The 21,170-nt window shown below is 37.4% G+C and carries 19 protein-coding genes; all 19 read left to right on the top strand.

Features of this window, described 5'->3' with window-relative positions; all coding sequences use genetic code 11:
• The first annotated feature begins 10 nt into the window (after positions 1-10).
• The 19 genes from ABH959_RS07830 to dapG all read left to right on the top strand — a co-directional run bounded on the left by ABH959_RS07830 (position 11) and on the right by dapG (position 21,160).
• Positions 11-4,312, top strand: a complete 4,302-nt coding sequence (locus ABH959_RS07830) for a PolC-type DNA polymerase III (RefSeq protein WP_088034484.1) — start codon at positions 11-13, stop codon at positions 4,310-4,312.
• Positions 4,313-4,645: 333 nt separating this feature from the next.
• Positions 4,646-5,116 carry a ribosome maturation factor RimP gene (gene rimP / locus ABH959_RS07835; protein ID WP_002146103.1) on the top strand — a complete coding sequence of 157 codons (471 nt, stop codon included), beginning with the start codon at positions 4,646-4,648 and terminating at the stop codon, positions 5,114-5,116.
• A gap of 17 nt (positions 5,117-5,133) precedes the next feature.
• On the top strand, positions 5,134-6,240 hold the full coding sequence (gene nusA, locus ABH959_RS07840; protein ID WP_002014554.1) for a transcription termination factor NusA: 1,107 nt from the start codon (positions 5,134-5,136) through the stop codon (positions 6,238-6,240).
• A gap of 11 nt (positions 6,241-6,251) precedes the next feature.
• On the top strand, positions 6,252-6,524 hold the full coding sequence (gene rnpM / locus ABH959_RS07845) for an RNase P modulator RnpM (RefSeq protein ID WP_002088161.1): 273 nt from the start codon (positions 6,252-6,254) through the stop codon (positions 6,522-6,524).
• Entirely contained in the window at positions 6,525-6,836 is a 312-nt protein-coding gene (locus tag ABH959_RS07850; protein ID WP_001286519.1) for a YlxQ family RNA-binding protein, read from the top strand.
• A gap of 4 nt (positions 6,837-6,840) precedes the next feature.
• A complete protein-coding gene (gene infB, locus ABH959_RS07855) occupies positions 6,841-8,907 on the top strand; it encodes a translation initiation factor IF-2 (protein ID WP_002014558.1) in 2,067 nt (688 codons plus the stop codon).
• Positions 8,904-9,185 carry a DUF503 domain-containing protein gene (locus tag ABH959_RS07860; RefSeq protein WP_002088157.1) on the top strand — a complete coding sequence of 94 codons (282 nt, stop codon included), beginning with the start codon at positions 8,904-8,906 and terminating at the stop codon, positions 9,183-9,185. Before infB ends, ABH959_RS07860 begins: the two co-directional genes overlap by 4 nt.
• A 15-nt stretch (positions 9,186-9,200) precedes the next feature.
• A complete protein-coding gene (gene rbfA / locus ABH959_RS07865) occupies positions 9,201-9,557 on the top strand; it encodes a 30S ribosome-binding factor RbfA (RefSeq protein ID WP_002146104.1) in 357 nt (118 codons plus the stop codon).
• Positions 9,558-9,647: 90 nt separating this feature from the next.
• The gene (truB, locus tag ABH959_RS07870; RefSeq protein ID WP_113936803.1) at positions 9,648-10,571 is read left to right on the top strand and encodes a tRNA pseudouridine(55) synthase TruB; all 924 of its coding nucleotides are present in this window, start codon (positions 9,648-9,650) and stop codon (positions 10,569-10,571) included.
• A gap of 43 nt (positions 10,572-10,614) precedes the next feature.
• Complete coding sequence (ribF, locus tag ABH959_RS07875; RefSeq protein ID WP_113936804.1) at positions 10,615-11,586, top strand: bifunctional riboflavin kinase/FAD synthetase; 972 nt, start codon at positions 10,615-10,617, stop codon at positions 11,584-11,586.
• 100 nt (positions 11,587-11,686) lie between these two features.
• Positions 11,687-11,956, top strand: coding sequence for a 30S ribosomal protein S15 (gene rpsO / locus ABH959_RS07880; RefSeq protein ID WP_001229392.1), 270 nt, complete (start codon positions 11,687-11,689; stop codon positions 11,954-11,956).
• Between the two features lie 161 nt (positions 11,957-12,117).
• The gene (gene pnp, locus ABH959_RS07885) at positions 12,118-14,271 is read left to right on the top strand and encodes a polyribonucleotide nucleotidyltransferase (RefSeq protein ID WP_113936805.1); all 2,154 of its coding nucleotides are present in this window, start codon (positions 12,118-12,120) and stop codon (positions 14,269-14,271) included.
• Between the two features lie 154 nt (positions 14,272-14,425).
• On the top strand, positions 14,426-15,325 hold the full coding sequence (locus tag ABH959_RS07890) for a polysaccharide deacetylase family protein (protein ID WP_113936806.1): 900 nt from the start codon (positions 14,426-14,428) through the stop codon (positions 15,323-15,325).
• A gap of 86 nt (positions 15,326-15,411) precedes the next feature.
• Positions 15,412-16,653, top strand: coding sequence for a M16 family metallopeptidase (locus ABH959_RS07895; protein ID WP_113936807.1), 1,242 nt, complete (start codon positions 15,412-15,414; stop codon positions 16,651-16,653).
• 135 nt (positions 16,654-16,788) lie between these two features.
• On the top strand, positions 16,789-17,037 hold the full coding sequence (locus ABH959_RS07900; protein ID WP_002014571.1) for a YlmC/YmxH family sporulation protein: 249 nt from the start codon (positions 16,789-16,791) through the stop codon (positions 17,035-17,037).
• 172 nt (positions 17,038-17,209) lie between these two features.
• The gene (gene dpaA, locus ABH959_RS07905; RefSeq protein WP_002128797.1) at positions 17,210-18,112 is read left to right on the top strand and encodes a dipicolinic acid synthetase subunit A; all 903 of its coding nucleotides are present in this window, start codon (positions 17,210-17,212) and stop codon (positions 18,110-18,112) included.
• Positions 18,109-18,708, top strand: a complete 600-nt coding sequence (gene dpaB, locus ABH959_RS07910) for a dipicolinate synthase subunit B (RefSeq protein WP_002111357.1) — start codon at positions 18,109-18,111, stop codon at positions 18,706-18,708. Before dpaA ends, dpaB begins: the two co-directional genes overlap by 4 nt.
• Positions 18,709-18,857: 149 nt before the next feature.
• The gene (gene asd / locus ABH959_RS07915) at positions 18,858-19,904 is read left to right on the top strand and encodes an aspartate-semialdehyde dehydrogenase (protein ID WP_002014577.1); all 1,047 of its coding nucleotides are present in this window, start codon (positions 18,858-18,860) and stop codon (positions 19,902-19,904) included.
• A 23-nt stretch (positions 19,905-19,927) separates the two neighbouring features.
• On the top strand, positions 19,928-21,160 hold the full coding sequence (gene dapG, locus ABH959_RS07920; protein WP_002137918.1) for an aspartate kinase: 1,233 nt from the start codon (positions 19,928-19,930) through the stop codon (positions 21,158-21,160).
• Positions 21,161-21,170: the final 10 nt, after the last annotated feature.

Here is a 21,170-nt window from a genome sequence, read left to right on the forward strand (position 1 = left end):
GAGAGTGCTTATGTCATTAACAAATGAACAACAAGAGCGATTTCAAATTTTGCTCCAACAGTTGCAAATACCAGAAGACCTTATAAATCAATATTTACATGGCGGTGGTATTGAAAAGCTAGTTATTGATAAAGCGAATAAAAGTTGGCATTTTGACTTACAAGTGCCACGTATTTTGCCGACAGAATTATATGAGTTGCTAGAAACAAAGCTTAAGCAATCATTTTCTCATATTGCAAGAACAACATTTGCATTAGAAGCAGAGAATAAACAATTTACAGAAGAAGAAGTGAAGGCATATTGGCCGCTTTGTACAGAACGAATTACATTTTCACCTATGTTCGCGTACTTAAAGAAGCAACTTCCGCAGGTCAATGGCGTGAAGTTGCTATTAAATGTGAATAATGAGCTGGAATCTACTACTTTAAAGAAAAACGTTGCGAAACCAGTAGGTGATCAATACGAAGCTTTTGGATTCCCGCGTTTTCAGTTAGACACACATATAAAGCAAAATGCAGAAGAAATGCAAAAGTTTCGTGAGCAAACACAGGAAGAAGATCGTCAACGAGTTATACAGGCTATGGAAGAGATGGCTAAAAGGCAAGCTGAAGAAAGTGATGTTGTTCATGAAGGACCAGTTGTGCTTGGTTATCTTATTAAGCCAGATGAAGAGATTACGCCGCTGCGTGAAATTCAAGATGAAGAAAGAAGAAAAACTGTTCAAGGGTATGTTTTCCATGTAGAGACGAAAGAACTTCGTAGTGGACGTACATTATTAACTTTAAAGATAACTGACTATACGGACTCTATTATGATTAAGATGTTCTCACGTGATAAAGAAGATATCCCGATGTTACAATCCTTGAAAAAAGGAACTTGGGTAAAAGCGCGTGGTTCAGTTCAAAATGATACATTCGTGCGCGATTTAGTTATGATCGCAAATGATATAAATGAAATAACGGGACCTTCTCGTAAAGATAAAGCAAAAGAAGGGGAAAAAAGAGTAGAACTTCATCTTCATACTCCAATGAGTCAAATGGATGCTGTTACTTCTGTTTCTAAGCTCGTTGCCCAAGCCGGAAAATGGGGGCATGAGGCTATTGCAGTTACAGACCATGCTGTTGCACAGTCGTTCCCAGAAGCATATTCTGCTGGTAAAAAGGCTGGAGTTAAAGTTCTATATGGTGTAGAAGCAAATTTAGTTAATGATGGTGTGCCGATAGCATATAACGAAGCGCATCGTCTACTTGCAGAAGAAACATATGTTGTCTTTGACGTTGAGACAACAGGGTTATCTGCTGTATATGATACAGTCATTGAGTTAGCTGCTGTAAAGATAAAAGGTGGAGAAATTATTGATCGCTTTGAATCTTTCGCAAATCCTCATCAACCATTATCGGCGACGATTATTGAATTAACAGGCATTACAGATGATATGTTAACTGATGCACCAGAAGTGGACGAAGTGTTTAAAAAGTTTGAGGAATGGATGGGTGACCATACACTTGTTGCTCATAACGCAAGCTTCGATATGGGCTTTATTAACGTAGGTTTTAAAAAGGCTGGGATAGAAAAAACGAAAAATCCAGTTATTGATACGTTAGAACTTGCACGGTTCTTATTCCCAGAAATGAAAAATCATCGATTAAATACGATGTGTAAAAAGCTTGATATTGAATTAACGCAACATCACCGTGCGATTTATGATACAGAAGCAACGGGATATTTACTTGTGAAGATGTTAAAAGATGTGATTGAAAAGGGATTTGAATATCACGATCAACTAAACGATAGTATGGGACAAGGGGATGCGTATAAACGTGGGCGTCCAAGTCATATGACGTTACTTGCCACATCAGATGTTGGGTTGAAAAACTTATATAAACTTGTTTCATATTCTCACCTGAATTACTTTTATCGTGTACCACGTGTACCACGATCACTATTAAAAAAATATCGCGAAGGCATTTTAGTAGGAACAGCTTGTGACAAAGGTGAAGTATTTGAAGCTATGATGCAAAAAGCGCCTGAAGAAGTAGAAGAAATTGCACAGTTTTATGATTACATTGAGGTTATGCCTCCAGAAGTGTTACGTCATTTAGTGGAACGTGAACTCGTTCGAGATGAAGGACAGTTAAAAACAATAATTTCTAACTTAGTAAAACTAGGTGAGACGTTAGATAAGCCAGTTGTTGCTACTGGGAATGTGCATTATTTAGATCCAGAGGACGCGATATATCGGAAAATTTTAGTCAGTTCGCAGGGAGGAGCTAATCCGTTAAATCGCCATTCATTACCGCCTGTACATTTCCGTACAACAAATGAAATGCTAGATTGTTTTTCATTCTTAGGTGAAGACAAAGCAAAAGAAATTGTTGTGACAAATACAAACAAGATCGCATCATTAATTGGTGATGTTCGTCCAGTAAAAGATGATTTATACACACCGAAAATTGAAGGTGCTGATGATGAAACACGTGATATGAGCTATATAATGGCAAGAAGTATCTATGGAGATGAACTACCGGAAATTGTAGAAGCTCGTTTGGAAAAAGAATTGAAAAGTATTATTGGACATGGATTCGCTGTTATTTATTTAATTTCACATAAGCTTGTGAAAAAATCGTTAGTGGACGGTTATCTAGTAGGTTCGCGTGGATCGGTAGGTTCATCATTTGTTGCAACGATGATGGAAATTACAGAAGTAAACCCATTACCACCGCACTATGTATGTCCAAAGTGTAAACAATCAGAGTTCTTTAATGACGGTTCTGTAGGTTCTGGTTTTGATTTACCAGATAAAGAATGCCCAACATGTAATGTTCCATATGTGAAAGATGGGCATGACATTCCTTTCGAAACGTTCCTTGGATTTAAAGGGGATAAGGTACCGGATATCGATTTGAATTTCTCCGGAGAATACCAACCACGCGCCCATAACTATACGAAATTACTGTTCGGTGAAGATTATGTATACCGCGCAGGAACAATTGGTACGGTTGCGGAAAAAACCGCTTATGGGTATGTGAAAGGTTATGCTAATGATCATAACTTAACAATTCGAAATGCAGAGATTGATCGCTTAGTTGCGGGATGTACAGGTGTAAAGCGTACGACCGGACAGCATCCAGGTGGTATTATCGTTGTACCAGATTACATGGATATTTTTGACTTTTCACCAATTCAGTTTCCGGCTGATTCAATAGGTGCTGAGTGGAGAACAACGCACTTTGACTTCCACTCAATTCATGATAATTTATTGAAACTTGATATATTAGGACACGATGATCCGACTGTTATTCGTATGCTTCAAGATTTAAGTGGTATTGACCCGAAAACAATCCCAACGGATGATCCAGAAGTAATGAAAATTTTCTCTGGTCCAGAGTCTTTAGGGGTAACGGAAGAACAAATTAACTGTAAAACAGGTACACTTGGTATACCAGAGTTTGGTACGAAATTCGTAAGACAAATGTTAGAAGAAACGAAACCAACGACGTTTTCAGAGCTTGTCCAAATTTCTGGACTGTCCCATGGTACAGATGTATGGTTAGGTAATGCGAATGAATTAATTTATAACGGTACGTGTACACTGAGTGAAGTTATCGGTTGTCGTGATGACATCATGGTATATTTAATTTATCAAGGCTTGGATCCATCATTAGCCTTCAAAATCATGGAGTCGGTGCGTAAAGGTAAAGGTGTACCAGAAGAATGGGAAGAGGAAATGAGAAATAACAATGTACCAGGTTGGTATATTGATTCATGTAAGAAGATTAAGTACATGTTCCCTAAAGCCCATGCGGCTGCTTACGTACTTATGGCTGTACGTATTGCATACTTTAAAGTACATTTCGCACTTTTATTCTATGCGGCATATTTTACAGTTCGTGCAGATGACTTTGATGTAGAGGCGATGGCGAAAGGTTCAGCATCCATACGTGTAAAAATTGACGAAATTGCACAAAAAGGATTGGATGCAGCACCGAAAGAGAAGAGTTTATTAACGGTACTAGAAATGACGCTTGAAATGTGTGAGCGTGGTTATTCATTCCAAAAGGTTGATTTATACCGCTCGCATGCAACCGAATTTATAATTGATGGGGATACTTTAATTCCTCCATTTAATGCAGTTCCTGGTCTTGGTACAAACGCAGCTTTCAGTATTGTTGAAGCTCGTAAAAATGGTGATTTCTTATCAAAAGAAGACTTACAGCAGCGCAGTAAGGTTTCTAAAACGATTATTGAGTATTTAGATGGTCAAGGTTGTCTAGGAGATTTACCGGATCAAAACCAATTGTCACTGTTCTAATAGGTAGGAAAAATCTTTGCAAATCAACATTTGCTATGGTATACTATAAACCGAGATAACCATGTCATGTATATTTTGTGAAAAAGAGAGTGGGGAAACCCACTCTTTCGTGTTACTATCTACATTTTGCTTATGTAGATAGTAATGATATTTCTGTCGTATATACATATTTTGTTACAAGTTTTACTTCTTAAATTTGGTAATACTAAGACAGATATTCCCTGCTTAACGGCAGGGGCTTTTGTTAGCTAACGAGAAAGAATAAGATAGACCGTCTTTATGAACGGGATCTTTTCTTGTAAATGGTACATGGCGGCAGGAAGGAGGCTGTTTATGGATAAGAAAGTCACAGAAATTGTAGAAGCATTTGCGCAGCCAATCGTTGAAGAGTTAAATCTTGAACTTGTAGATGTAGAGTATGTGCAAGAAGGACAAGACTGGTTCTTACGCGTATTCATTGATTCTGAAAAGGGAGTCGAAATTGAAGAATGCGGTGCGGTAAGTGAACGTTTAAGCGAAGCTTTAGATAAAGAGGATCCAATTCCTCATCTTTACTTTTTGGATGTATCATCTCCTGGAGCGGAACGCCCATTAAAGAAAGAGAAAGACTTCCAGCAAGCGGTAGGAAAACAAGTGGCAATTAAAACATATAAGCCGATTGATGGTGAGAAGATGTTTGAAGGAAAGCTACTTTCCTACGACGGTACTACAATTACACTACTATTAACAATTAAAACACGTAAAAAAGAAATCCAAATTCCAATGGATAAAGTTGCAAATGCGCGACTTGCTGTTACGTTTTAGTAAGAAGGGGGATCTTCATGAGCACTGAGTTGTTAGATGCTTTGCTCGTATTAGAGTCAGAAAAAGGTATTAGCAAAGATATTATTATTGATGCGATTGAAGCAGCATTAATCTCTGCTTATAAACGCAATTTTAACCAAGCACAAAACGTTCGTGTGAGCTTTAACCCAGAAGTGGGAACAATTCAAGTTTTAGCACGTAAGGACGTTGTAGATAATGTGTTTGATCCACGTCTTGAAATCTCTGTAGAAGAGGCAAGACAAATTAATCCAAACTACCAAGATGGTGACGTACTAGAAATTGAAGTAACGCCAAAAGATTTTGGTCGTATTGCAGCACAAACTGCAAAACAAGTTGTAACACAACGAGTTCGTGAGGCGGAACGTGGTGTAATTTATTCAGAATTTAGTGATCGTGAAGAAGACATTATGGTTGGTATTGTACAGCGCCAAGATGCTCGTTTCATCTATGTAAGCTTAGGTAAAGTAGAAGCTTTATTACCTGTAAGTGAGCAAATGCCAAATGAGCAATATAAACCACATGATCGTATTCGCGTATTTATTACAAAAGTAGAAAAGACAACAAAAGGACCACAAATTTACGTATCACGTACACATCCTGGTCTTTTAAAACGTTTATTCGAAATGGAAGTTCCAGAAATTTATGATGGAACTGTAGAAATTCGCTCTGTAGCACGTGAAGCAGGCGACCGTTCTAAAATTTCTGTATATGCAGAGAATATCGATGTTGATCCAGTAGGTTCTTGTGTAGGACCGAAAGGACAACGTGTACAACGCGTTGTAGATGAACTAAAAGGTGAAAAGATTGACATCGTTCGCTGGTCGAATGACCCAGTTGAATATGTTGCAAATGCTTTAAGTCCATCACAGGTTGTTAAAGTACTTGTAGATGAAGCAGAGAAAGCAACAACTGTTGTTGTTCCAGACCACCAGCTTTCATTAGCGATTGGTAAGCGTGGACAAAATGCGCGTCTTGCAGCTAAATTAACAGGCTGGAAAATTGATATTAAAAGTGAGTCTGATGCGAAACAACTTGGTATTGTGACAGAAGAAGATAGCGTAATCGCATTCGGATTCGATTCAGCTGAAGACGAAATCGAATAGAGGTGATGAGTATGAGCAATCGAAAAGTTCCGTTACGAAAATGCATTGCGACGCAAGAGATGAAATCAAAACGAGAGCTAGTTCGCATTGTTCGTTCCAAAGAGGGCGAAGTGTCTATTGATTTATCAGGAAAAAAATCAGGACGAGGTGCATATTTATCAAAAGATAAAGAAAGCATTATTCAAGCCCAAAAGAAAAACATTTTGGAACATCATCTAAAAGCGAAAATCGACAGTTCTCTGTACGAAGAGCTTCTTGAGCTTGTTGAGAAGGAGTCGAAATAAGTGTCTGATTGGAAATCATTTTTAGGACTAGCAAACCGCGCTCGAAAAATTATTTCGGGTGAAGAACTCGTTTTAAAAGAAGTACGAAGTGGCAAAGCAAAGCTAGTATTGCTTTCTGAAGATGCGTCAGCGAACACTACAAAACGTATCATTGATAAAACCACGTACTACAACATACCAATGAGAAAAGTCGAAAATCGACAACAATTAGGGCATGCGATTGGGAGAGACGAGCGAGTCGTTGTAGCTGTTTTAGATGAAGGCTTTGCGAAAAAGCTACGTAGCATGCTCGATACAAATTACCGGGGGTGAAGGTATGAGTAAAATTCGAGTACATGAATATGCAAAAAAAAATAATATCTCAAGTAAAGATCTTATGACAAAACTAAAAGAGATGAATATCGAGGTTTCGAATCATATGACAATGTTAGAAGATGAAGTAGTAAACAAATTAGATAATCAATATAGCGCTGGAGCGGAAAAACCTTCTGTTGCAGATGAGTTTGAAGTAGAAGAGAAAGTTGTTCGCAGTAAAAAGAACAGCAATAAGAATAAGAAAAAAGGCAAAGCAAATGAAGATAAACGTCAAGATAACTTTGCTGGAAGACAACAAACACCAATAGTAGAAACACCAGATAAAATCACTTTCTCTGGAAGCCTTACAGTAGGTGACCTTGCTAAAAAGTTAAGCAAAGAGCCATCTGAAATTATTAAAAAGCTCTTCATGCTAGGAATTATGGCGACAATTAACCAAGACTTAGATAAAGATACAATTGAGTTAATTGCTACTGATTACGGTATTGAAGTAGAAGAAGAAGTAGTTGTAAGTGAAACTGAATTTGAAACATTCATCGATGAGCAAGATGATGAAGAAAACTTAAAAGAACGTCCAGCTGTTGTTACAATTATGGGACACGTTGACCATGGTAAAACAACATTGCTTGACTCTATCCGTAATTCAAAAGTAACTGCTGGCGAAGCTGGTGGAATTACTCAGCATATCGGTGCATACCAAGTTGATGTAAATGATAAGAAAATTACGTTCTTAGATACACCAGGTCACGCGGCATTTACAACAATGCGTGCTCGTGGTGCACAAGTAACAGATATTACAATTCTTGTTGTTGCAGCTGATGACGGTGTTATGCCACAAACAGTTGAAGCGATTAGCCATGCGAAAGCAGCTGGAGTACCAATTATTGTTGCTGTGAATAAAATGGATAAACCAGCGGCAAATCCTGATCGTGTAATGCAAGAATTAACAGAATATGAATTAGTTCCAGAAGCTTGGGGCGGAGACACGATTTTCGTACCAATTTCTGCGATTCAAGGCGAGGGAATTGACAACTTACTAGAAATGATCCTTCTTGTGAGTGAAGTAGAAGAATATAAAGCAAATCCAAATCGCTATGCAGCTGGTACTGTAATTGAAGCACAGCTTGATAAAGGTAAAGGAACTATCGCGACATTACTTGTTCAAAACGGTACACTTCGAGTTGGAGATCCAATTGTTGTTGGAACATCATTCGGTCGTGTTCGTGCAATGGTAAGTGATATTGGTCGTCGTGTAAAAGTTGCTGGTCCGTCAACTCCTGTTGAAATTACAGGTTTAAATGAAGTGCCACAAGCGGGAGATCGTTTCATGGCATTCGCTGATGAGAAGAAAGCTCGTCAGATCGGTGAATCACGTGCACAAGAAGCGCTAGTTGCACAACGTGGTGAGAAATCTAAATTCAGCCTGGAAGATTTATTCCAACAAATCCAAGAGGGCGATGTAAAAGAAATTAACTTAATTGTGAAAGCAGACGTACAAGGTTCTGTAGAAGCAATGGCAGCATCACTTCGTAAAATTGATGTTGAAGGCGTAAAAGTGAAAATTATCCATACAGGCGTAGGTGCGATTACAGAATCTGATATTATTTTAGCTTCTGCATCTAATGCAATTGTAATTGGATTTAACGTACGCCCTGATGTGAATGCGAAGCGTACAGCTGAATTAGAGAAAGTTGATGTTCGTTTACACCGTATTATCTATAAAGTAATCGAAGAAATTGAATCAGCAATGCAAGGTATGCTGGATCCAGAATTCGAAGAAAAAGTAATCGGTCAAGCGGAAGTTCGTCAAACATTCAAAGTAACAAAAGTTGGAACAATCGCAGGTTGTTACGTAATAGACGGTAAAATTACACGTGATAGTGGCGTTCGTATTATCCGTGATGGCGTAGTAGTCTTCGAAGGAAAACTTGATACGTTAAAACGTTTCAAAGACGACGTAAAAGAAGTTGCACAAAACTATGAGTGTGGTATTACAATTGAGAGATATAATGATCTTAAAGAAGGGGACATCATTGAAGCATACGTTATGGAAGAAGTGAAGCGATGATTATCGCTTCACTCTCATTCGAGTGTATGATTTACGATGTGCATTCTTTAAAAGAGAAACGAGCAATTTTGCAACGTGTGTTAACTCGTGTGAAACAGCGCTATAATGTAGCTGTTTCTGAAGTTGGGCATCAAGATGTATGGCAACGTACAGAAATTGCAATTGTTTCCGTATCCTCAAATCGTGTTGTCTGTGAAAAAGAAATGAATCGTGTACTTGAGTATATCGATTCATTTCCTGAAATTGAACGTACGATAACACATTTGGAATGGTATTGAATGAGGTGAAGAGTTATGAAATTACGTGCGAACCGTGTGGGCGAGCAAATGAAAAAAGAATTAGGCGACATTATCAGTCGTAAAATTAAAGACCCACGTATTGGATTTGTTACAGTAACAGATGTACAGGTAAGTGGAGATTTACAAATTGCTAAAGTATATATTTCTGTTTTAGGTGACGAAGAACAGAAAGAAAATACATTAAAAGGTTTAGCGAAGGCAAAAGGCTTTATTCGTTCAGAAATTGGCCAACGTATTCGTCTTCGTAAAACACCGGAAATTTCCTTCGAGTTTGATGAGTCTATTGGATATGGTCATCGAATTGATACACTTTTACATCAAATTAATAAAGACGGTAAACGTGAAGAATAATGGATAGACATTTGTCTATCCATTTTTTCAATGTGAAATAAGTTTTGCATAATTGCAATTACTATAAAAGAATAACGATGAGGTGAGTATATGGAAGGTGTAGTATTATTACATAAGCCAAAGGGAATGACATCACATGATTGTGTGTTCAAATTAAGAAAGATATTGCGTGAGAAACGAATTGGTCATACAGGGACACTGGATCCAGATGTAACAGGAGTATTACCTATTTGCGTTGGGCGTGCAACAAAAATTGCGCAATTTTTAACAAGTGAAACAAAAACATACGAAGGTGAAGTGACATTAGGATTTTCAACAACAACAGAAGATGCTTCTGGTGAAGTTGTGGAGAAACAAGATGTAAATCGTGTCATTATACGTAAAGAAGTAGAAGAGGTACTAGCGGAATTAACAGGGACAATTGAACAAATGCCGCCGATGTTCTCAGCTGTAAAAGTTAACGGGAAAAAACTATACGAATATGCAAGAGCAGGACAAGAAGTTGAACGTCCAGTTCGTACAATTACAATTCATGAATTTGTATTACTTGATGAACGTGAAGTTTTTGAAGGGGAAAATATTTCATTTCGTTTCCGTGTAACGTGTAGTAAAGGAACATATGTAAGAACACTAGCAGTAATGATAGGTGAAAAACTTGGATTTCCATCACATATGTCTCACCTTGTAAGAACAGCATCTGGTGAATTTTTACTAGAAGATTGCATATCATTTGAAGAAATTGAAGAAAACATGCAAAATGGAACAGTAGAGTCTATTTTCATCTCAATTGATGAGGCGCTAAGTAAGTTTCCAAAAATGGTTGTAGATGAAAAGCAAGCTGAAAAAATAAAGAACGGTATGTTCTTAAAGAATGAATTAGAAACAACAGCACCATTTATTACAGTATTTGATAAAAATGATCGTTGCTTAGCAATTTATGAGCATCACCCAAAACACCCTGGAATGCTAAAGCCAATGAAAGTACTTGTGAATAATCAAGAACTAAAGCTATAATGAATTATTGGAAGGATTATTACAGAAAAAGGTGAATTCAAGCGTGAAACTTATTCATTTAACTCATCCACATGAACAAAATAAAATAGAATTACCACCTACTGTAATGGCATTAGGATATTTTGATGGCATTCATTTAGGACATCAACGTGTGATTCGAACAGCGAAAAAAATAGCGGATGAAAGAGGATGTAAAAGTGCTGTCATGACGTTCCATCCACACCCATCTGTTGTATTAGGAAAAAAAGAAGCGCATGTGGAGTATATTACACCGATGCGCCTTAAAGAAGAAATCATCGCAAGTTTAGGAATTGATATCTTATATGTGGTGAAATTCGATGAGCCATTTGCTGGATTATTACCACAGCAGTTTGTCGATGAGTATATTATTGGTTTAAATGTAAAGCATGTAGTAGCAGGCTTTGATTATTCATATGGACGTTTAGGAAAAGGGAAGATGGAGACTTTACCATTTCATGCAAGAGGGGAGTTTACACAGACCGTGATCGAAAAAGTTGAATATCAAGAAGAAAAAGTAAGTTCTACTTCATTACGAAAGTTAATTCGAAACGGTGAAATGGAACAAATTCCATCTATTTTAGGGAGAGCTTACACGGTAGAAGGAACAGTTGTACACGGTGATAAGCGTGGACGTCAAATTGGTTTTCCAACTGCAAATGTAGGTTTAAGTGATAAATATTTGTTGCCACCTGTAGGTGTATATGCGGTAAGGTTGAAGGTTCATGATGAATGGTATGATGGTGTGTGTAATATCGGATATAAACCAACTTTCAAAGAGAATGAGCGTCAATTATCTATTGAAGTGCATCTATTTGAATTTAATAAAGACATATACGATCAAAGTGTTACAGTGGAATGGCACATGCGTATAAGAGAAGAAAAAAAGTTTAATGGAATTGATGAGTTAGTTGCGCAAATCGCTCAAGATAAAAAGGTTGCCGAAGAATATTTTGCGAGCGTAAAGAATATACTTGCTTTTTCAAATGAAAAGTAGTATTCTATGTTATGTACTTTATGACAACCATTACTTGGCATTGCGACTCACCGATGCTTGCTAGGTAACTGGGGGTTTAATTATTAGGAGGTGAAATAGGATGGCTTTAACACAAGAGCGTAAAAACGAAATCATTGCACAATTTAGAACTCATGAGACTGATACTGGTTCTCCAGAGGTTCAAATTGCTGTCCTAACGGAGCAAATTAACACTCTAAACGAGCACTTACGTACTCACAAGAAGGATCATCATTCACGTCGTGGTCTATTAAAGATGGTTGGTAAACGTCGTAACTTACTTACTTACCTTCGTAATAGCGATATCACACGTTACCGTGAATTAATCACAAAGCTTGGCTTACGTCGATAGTCAAAGAAGCGGGAATATTCCCGCTTTTTTGTTAGGTAAAAATATATCTTCTACTCTTTATAGCTTACTTAATTTTCGGCAATACTAGAGGAAAGAATATTGTGATATACTACCCATTTACATAGAAGAATTGAATATTTTAAATTGAGAGGGGTACTTAAATGAGTCAGGAAAAGCAAGTCTTCTCGATAGATTTAGCTGGTCGTCAGCTAACAATTGAAACAAGTCAGCTTGCAAAACAAGCAAACGGAGCAGTATTAGTAAGATATGGCGACACAGCAGTTCTATCTACAGCAACTGCATCAAAAGAGCCAAAAAATGTAGATTTCTTCCCGCTTACAGTAAACTATGAAGAGCGTTTATATGCAGTTGGAAAAATCCCAGGCGGTTTTATTAAGCGCGAAGGCCGTCCAAGTGAAAAAGCAATTTTAGCAAGTCGTTTAATTGACCGTCCAATCCGTCCACTTTTCGCAGATGGTTTCCGTAATGAAGTACAAGTTGTCAGCATCGTAATGAGTGTTGATCAAGACTGTTCTTCTGAGATGGCAGCTATGCTTGGTTCTTCATTAGCATTATCTATTTCAGATATTCCATTTGAAGGTCCAATCGCAGGTGCGACAGTTGGTCGTATTAATGGCGAGTTCGTTATTAATCCAACAGTAGAACAGCAAGAACAAAGTGATATGCACCTTGTTGTAGCTGGTACGAAAGATGCAATTAACATGGTTGAAGCAGGAGCGGATCAAGTACCTGAAGAAACAATGTTAGAAGCAATTATGTTTGGACACGATGAAATTAAACGTCTAATTGCATTCCAAGAAGAGATTGTACAAGCTGTCGGTAAAGAGAAAACAGCAGTGAAACTTTATGAAGTGGATGCTGATTTGAATCAAGCTGTACGTGAAATGGCTGAGACAGATATGCATTCTGCAATTCAAGTGCACGAAAAACATGCACGTGAAGATGCAATTAGCGTAGTGAAAAAGCGTGTAATTGAGCATTACGAAGCTCAGGAAGCTGATGCTGATACATTAGGACAAGTAAGTGAGATTTTATATAAAATTGTAAAAGAAGAAGTACGTCGTCTTATTACAGTTGAAAAAATCCGCCCAGATGGTCGTAAAGGTGACGAAATTCGTCCTTTAGCATCAGAGGTTGGCATTTTATCTCGTACACATGGTTCTGGTCTATTCACACGTGGACAAACGCAAGCATTAAGTATTTGTACATTAGGTGCATTAGGCGATGTGCAAATTTTAGATGGTCTAGGTGTAGAAGAGTCAAAACGCTTTATGCACCATTATAATTTCCCTTCATTTAGTGTTGGTGAAACAAGACCAATGCGTGGACCAGGTCGTCGTGAAATTGGTCACGGTGCACTAGGAGAACGTGCTCTTGAACCTGTACTTCCATCTGAAAAGGATTTCCCATATACAGTTCGTCTTGTATCTGAAGTATTAGAATCAAATGGTTCAACTTCACAAGCGAGTATTTGCGGTAGTACATTAGCGATGATGGATGCGGGTGTACCACTTAAAGCACCAGTTGCTGGTATTGCAATGGGTCTAGTGAAATCTGGTGAGCATTACACAATTTTAACAGATATTCAAGGAATGGAAGACCATTTAGGTGATATGGACTTTAAAGTAGCAGGTACTGCAAAAGGTGTAACTGCACTACAAATGGACATTAAAATCGATGGTTTATCTCGTGAGATTTTAGAAGAAGCATTACAACAAGCGAAAGTTGGTCGTATGCACATTTTAAATCACATGTTATCTGTTATCGCGGAACCTCGCATTGAGTTATCTGCGTATGCTCCGAAGATTATTACAATGGCAATTAACCCAGATAAAATTCGTGATGTTATTGGACCAAGTGGTAAACAGATCAATAAAATCATTGAAGAAACTGGCGTTAAAATTGACATCGAGCAAGATGGCACAGTATTCATTTCATCAATTAATCAAGAGATGAATGAAAAAGCGAAGAAAATTATCGAAGATATCGTTCGCGAAGTACAAGTAGGCGAAATCTACTTAGGAAAAGTTAAACGCGTTGAAAAATTCGGTGCGTTCGTTGAATTATTTAGCGGTAAAGATGGACTTGTTCACATTTCTGAACTTGCACTTGAGCGTGTAGGTAAGGTAGAAGACGTTGTGAAAATCGGTGATGAGATTTCAGTTAAAGTTATCGAGATTGACAAACAAGGTCGTGTAAACTTATCTAGAAAAGTATTGCTAAAAGAAGAGCAAGAAAAAGAAGCAGCTAAAGAAGAAGCAGCTAAAGAAGAAAACGCACAAGAGCAACAATAAGTGAAAGCCAGTTTAGCTGGCTTTTTTTGTTATGTAAAAAATGTGATTCATTTAGATTTTTATGTGAGTATAGGTATAGTTTTCATCATAACGCTCAAATTAACAAAGATAAGAAGAAAATGGTTTCTTTTTTATAGTTAATGGGAGGGTTTATATGAAAGCTCGTATATTAGCGTACATATTTATATTTTCTTTATACATGGGTTGTGGCTCTTATTCCGTTTTTGCGCAGGATAACTTGCATGAAGAGATTCAAAAGCATGTAAAACAGTATGAGATTATGCCGCAAAATGCGATGATTGATAAGATTTGGAAGGCGACGCCTGGGTATAATGGAAAACAAGTGGATATAGAAGCGTCCTATAATAATATGAAGAAAATCAAGAAGTTTGATCAAAAACAACTTGAATTTAAGGAAGTATCACCGAGTGTTCACTTAGAAGATTTACCACCGGCTCCCATTTATCGAGGACATCCACATAAAAAGATGGTGGGATTAACAATTAATGTGGCCTGGGGTAATGAGTATTTGCCACGTATATTAGAGATATTGAAAAAACATGATGTGAAGGCGACTTTCTTTTTAGAAGGACGCTGGGTGAAAGAAAACTTACGATTTGCCAAAATGATTGTCGATGCAAATCAAGAAGTAGGAAATCATTCTTACACACACCCTAATATGAAAACGCTGTCTACAGATGAAATACGAGATCAATTACAAAAAACGAATCGAATGATAGAAGCAGCTACAAATCAGAAAGTGAGATGGTTTGCTCCGCCAAGTGGAAGCTTTCGGGATGAGGTAGTAAAAATAGCGGATGATTTCCAAATGGGGACGATTATGTGGACTGTAGATACAATTGATTGGAAGCGGCCAGAACCGGGTGTGCTATTGCAGAGAGTAATGCGAAAAATACATCCAGGTGCTATTGTGCTAATGCATCCTACTTCATCTACAACAGAAGCGCTAGATACTATGATTAAAAATTTAAAGGAACAAGGATATAAAGTGGGGAATATTACAGAATTACTAGATGAAAAACGTGTGGATTAAATACATTTGCATGACATTCATCTCTAAACTTGTTATCATTAAATAATAGCAATTATTTAGAGAAACTGGCATTAGGAGGAAAGTTTTTGATTAAAAAATATACGTGTAAAAATGGTGTAAGAATTGTTATGGAGAATATACCAACTGTACGCTCGGTTGCGATTGGTATATGGATCCACGCAGGTTCAAGAAATGAAAATGAAAAAAATAATGGGGTTTCGCACTTTTTGGAACATATGTTCTTTAAAGGGACAGAAACGCGAAGTGCAAGAGAGATTGCAGAATCATTTGATAGCATTGGTGGACAAGTAAATGCTTTTACTTCAAAAGAATATACATGTTACTATGCGAAAGTGCTAGATGAGCATGCTAAATATGCATTAGATGTTTTAGCAGATATGTTCTTTAATTCAACATTTGATGAGGAAGAACTGAAAAAAGAGAAGAATGTTGTATTTGAAGAAATAAAAATGTACGAAGATGCGCCAGATGATATTGTGCATGATATGTTAACGAAAGCGACATATGAAACGCATCCGCTTGGATATCCTATTTTAGGAACAGAAGAAACGCTTGAAACATTTACAGGTGATACGTTACGTCAATATATGAAAGATCATTACACACCTGAAAATGTTGTTGTATCAATTGCAGGGAATATTGATGAAGCATTTTTACAAACTGTAGAGCAATATTTCGGTAGTTACGAAGGGACAACAAATCGTGAACAAGTACATAGCCCAATTTTCCATTTCAATAAAGTAGCACGTAAGAAGGAAACAGAACAAGCTCATTTATGTTTAGGATATAAAGGCTTGCAAATGGGACACGAAGATATTTATAACTTAATTGTATTAAATAATGTTTTAGGCGGTAGTATGAGTAGCCGTTTATTCCAAGAAGTACGTGAGCAACGTGGGTTAGCGTACTCAGTATTTTCTTACCATTCTTCTTATGAAGATACAGGTATGTTAACACTTTACGGTGGAACAGGTAGTAAACAATTAGATACACTGTATGAAACAATGCAAGAAACGTTAAATACGTTGAAAAATACAGGTATTACAGAAAAAGAGCTTGTTAACAGTAAAGAACAATTAAAAGGAAACTTAATGTTAAGTTTAGAAAGTACGAATAGTCGTATGAGCCGTAATGGTAAAAACGAATTGCTTCTTCGTAAACATCGTTCTCTTGATGAGATTATTGAAAGTGTAAACACTGTAACAAAGCAAAATGTAGACGAGTTAATTCGCAATATGTTTACCGATGAATTCTCTGCGGCACTTATTAGTCCGGATGGAAAACTGCCAAAAGGAATGAAACTTTAATCGATCTTGTAATTCATTCGCTTTCGGAAATAACCGTATCTCTTTTATATGAGATACGGTTATTTTTTTTATATATGCAGAATAGGTACTTATTATAGGATAACCTTCATAAAAAGTAGGATAGGGGGAGATTTAATGCGTTTAAGTGAATTAAGTGGCAAAGAGATTGTGGATTTAGAAAGAGCAGAAAAAATGGGAGTTTTAGGTCATGCAGATTTAGAAATTGATGAGAGAGATGGAAAAATACAAGCGCTTATTATACCTGCTGGGAAATGGGGAGGTTTTAAAAGAGAACAGCAAGAAGTGAGAGTAGAATGGAGCAAAATAAAGAAGGTTGGAAATGATATGATACTTTGCGATCTTACGAACCATTCAAGATCATAGTGAAAGATGACCATTTTGGTTGTCTTTTTTTTATCTTTATATAAAGAAAATAAATCACGTGTGCTTTTTGTTTTTCAATCACCTCAAACGCGTACATTACATATGATGTGGAGGAAAAAGAAAAAGTAGGCATTTTTCTTATAAATGAAAGAAAAAGAAGGTGAATTAGGGAATGTTGACTGAGATGCATATTGCTGTCATAGGAGGAGATGCACGGCAGCTAGAAGTAATTCGCAAGCTAGTCGAACTGGACGCGAAACTTTCATTAATAGGGTTTGAACAGTTAGATCATGGCTTCACAGGGGCAGCAAAGGAAAGTATACAAGATTTAAATTTCACTTCTTTAGATGCGATTATTTTGCCGGTTGCAGGGACGAATGCCAGAGGAGAAGTAGATACTATTTTTTCAAATGAAAAAGTTTCCATAACGAAAGAACAAATTGAAAAGACGCCAGAAAACTTCACTATATATTCAGGTATTGGTACACCTTACTTGGAAAATCTCGTAGCTACTACAAATCGCAAACTTGTAAAATTATTTGATCGTGATGATGTTGCAATCTATAACTCTATTCCGACCGTAGAAGGTACACTAATGATGGTTATTCAACATACTGATTACACAATTCATGGATCGAATGTAATGGTTTTAGGATTTGGTAGAACTGGTATGAGTGTTGCAAGAGCCTTTCAATCATTAGGAGCACATGTCAAAGTTGGAGCGAGACGTTCGGAACATATTGCTCGTATTACAGAAATGATGTTTTCTCCTTTTCATATGCAAGACATAGAGAAAGAAGTAGGTAATATCGATATTGTTATTAATACAATTCCACATCTCGTTGTGACAGCGAATGTTATTTCAAAAATGCCAGCTCATACGCTAGTTATTGATTTAGCTTCTAAGCCAGGTGGCACGGACTTTCGCTATGCGGAGAAGCGTGGAGTGAAGGCACTATTAGCACCTGGTCTTCCTGGGATTGTTGCACCGAAAACAGCAGGACAAATATTAGCGAATGTTCTTTCTCAGTTATTAATAGCAGATGCAATCGCAAAGGAGGATGATGAGAAATGAGTTTGAAGGGAAAACGAATTGGTTTCGGATTTACAGGGTCACATTGTACGTATGAAGAAGTTATGCCACATTTAGAGAAGTTAATTGCAGAAGGTGCAGAAGTACGTCCCGTTGTTTCTTATACTGTCCAATCAACAAATACTAGATTTGGCGAAGGGGAAGAATGGATTAAAAAGATCGAAGAAATAACCGGTTTTAAGGCAATTAATTCAATCGTTGGCGCAGAGCCACTAGGACCGAAAATTCCACTAGATTGCATGGTGATTGCACCACTAACAGGGAATTCGATGAGTAAATTTGCAAATGCAATGACAGACTCTCCAGTATTAATGGCAGCAAAAGCGACGCTTAGAAATGGGAAGCCTGTTGTGTTAGCTGTTTCGACGAATGATGCGTTGGGGCTTAATGGAGTAAATCTAATGCGCCTAATGGCTACAAAAGACATCTACTTTGTACCATTTGGCCAAGATGCACCAGAGAAAAAACCGAACTCAATGGTAGCTCGTATGGAGTTACTTGAAGATACAGTATTAGAAGCGCTACAAGGAAAACAATTACAACCTGTTGTTGTAGAAAAATTCAGATATATGAATTAAAAAACGAAAAAAACGTACAATTTTTGATGAAACCATCATTCTTACTGTAGAATATGATAAAATTAACGTTATTAAGATTAGAGGGGGCATTGTAAGCTCCTTCTAATTCTAAGTTATAGAAGGATTGGTATCTAGAAAGGGGCATAGTGATGGAAAAGCAAAAAACTTTTCATGTCGCTGTAGTTGGAGCAACCGGCGCAGTTGGTGAACAAATGTTAAATACTTTAGAGAAACGAGAATTTCCAATTGGGAAGTTAACGTTACTTTCATCTAAACGATCTGCAGGTAAGAAACTTGTATTTAAAGGCGAAGAATTTACAGTTCAAGAGGCAACTCCTGAAAGTTTTGAAGGAGTAGATATTGCACTATTTAGTGCAGGTGGATCTGTATCGAAACAATTAGCGCCAGAAGCAGCAAAGCGCGGTGCAATTGTTGTTGATAATACAAGTGCATTCCGTATGACAGAAAACGTGCCACTTGTTGTACCTGAAGTAAATGAAAATGATTTAAAAGAACATAATGGTATTATTGCAAATCCAAACTGTTCTACAATTCAAATGGTAGTAGCTCTTGAACCAGTTCGCCAGCAATATGGTTTAAAACGAGTAATCGTTTCCACATATCAAGCTGTATCAGGTGCTGGTGCGGCAGCTATTGAAGAACTTCATGAACAATCACAAGCAATCTTAAATGGCGAAGAAGTAAAGGCGAATGTTTTACCTGTATCAGGTGACGAAAAGCATTTCCAAATCGCTTTTAATGCTATTCCACAGATTGATAAATTCCAAGATAATGGATTTACATTCGAAGAAATGAAAATGATTAATGAAACGAAAAAAATTATGCATATGCCTGAATTAGAAGTAGCTGCGACATGTGTACGTTTACCAGTTGTATCGGGTCATTCCGAGTCTGTGTACATTGAAGTAGATAAAGAAGGCGTAACAGTAGAAGAAATGAAAAACTTACTTGCAAATGCAGAAGGTATTGTACTGCAAGATAATCCAGCAGAGCAGTTATATCCAATGCCAGCTACTGCAGTAGGTAAAAATGAAGTATTCGTTGGAAGAATCCGTAAAGATTTAAATAATGATAAAGGATTCCACCTTTGGGTCGTATCTGATAACTTATTAAAAGGCGCTGCATGGAATTCTGTTCAAATTGCAGAGCGCTTAGTAAAATTACAATTAGTGTAAACGGCTAAGAGAAGGTGCAAAATATGAAAATTATTGTTCAAAAATTTGGTGGTACATCAGTACGTGATGACAATGGGCGCAAGCATGCGCTTCACCATATAAAAAAATCGTTAGCTGCTGGTTATAAAGTAGTTACTGTCGTATCAGCAATGGGCCGTAAAGGTGAACCGTATGCAACTGATACGTTATTAAGTCTTGTAAATCAAGAGGAATCTAATATTTCTAAACGTGAGCAAGATTTATTATTATCATGCGGAGAATTAATCTCAGCAATTGTTTTCTCTAACATGTTGAATGAGAATGGTATAAAAGCAGCAGCATTAAATGGTGCGCAAGCTGGTTTTGTAACGAATAATGACTTTACGAATGCTAAGATTATTGAAATGAATTGCGATCGTATACATGAAGAGTTACAAAATGTAGATGTTATCGTCGTGACTGGATTCCAAGGTCAAACGAAAAATGGAGATACGACAACACTTGGACGCGGAGGTAGTGATACCTCAGCTTCAGCATTAGGTGTTGCGCTTCATGCTGAATATATCGATATCTTCACAGATGTTGAAGGTGTTATGACTGCGGATCCTCGTATCGTAAAAGATGCACGTCATCTTCAAACTGTAACATATAACGAGATTTGTAACATGGCTTATCAGGGTGCGAAGGTTGTTCATCCGCGTGCGGTTGAAATTGCGATGCATGCAAAAGTACCACTTCGTGTACGTTCTACGTATTCGGATAGTGAAGGTACGCTTATTGCGGCATATGATGGTGCTACAAAAGGGCAGGATGTAGAAGAACGTCCTGTTACAGGAATTGCCCATGTGTCAAACGTAACGCAAATTAAGGTGCTTGCAAAAGAAACTGCATATGATTTACAACAACACGTGTTTAAAGAAATGGCTAATGAAGGGATTAGTGTGGACTTAATTAACATTTCTCCTACCGGTGTAGCTTACACAGTAAAGGATAGTGTATCAGCGCGTGCAGTTGAGGTTTTAAAGCAACTTGGATATGATCCAGTTGTGACAGAGCATTGTGCGAAGGTTTCTATCGTTGGTGCTGGAATGGCAGGTATTCCAGGGGTTACAGCGAAAATTGTCACAGCTTTAGCGGAAAAAGGTATTCAAATTCTGCAATCAGCAGATAGTCATACGACAATTTGGGTTCTTGTAAAAGAAGCCGATTTAGTGGAGGCTGTGAATGCATTACATAGTGCATTTGAGCTTTCAAAAGAAAAGCAACTGGAACAATAAGGAGTGAGAT

Origin of the sequence: Bacillus sp. RC51 (assembly GCF_044908115.1) — a bacterium.
Taxonomy (GTDB): Bacteria; Bacillota; Bacilli; order Bacillales; family Bacillaceae_G; genus Bacillus_A; species Bacillus_A mycoides.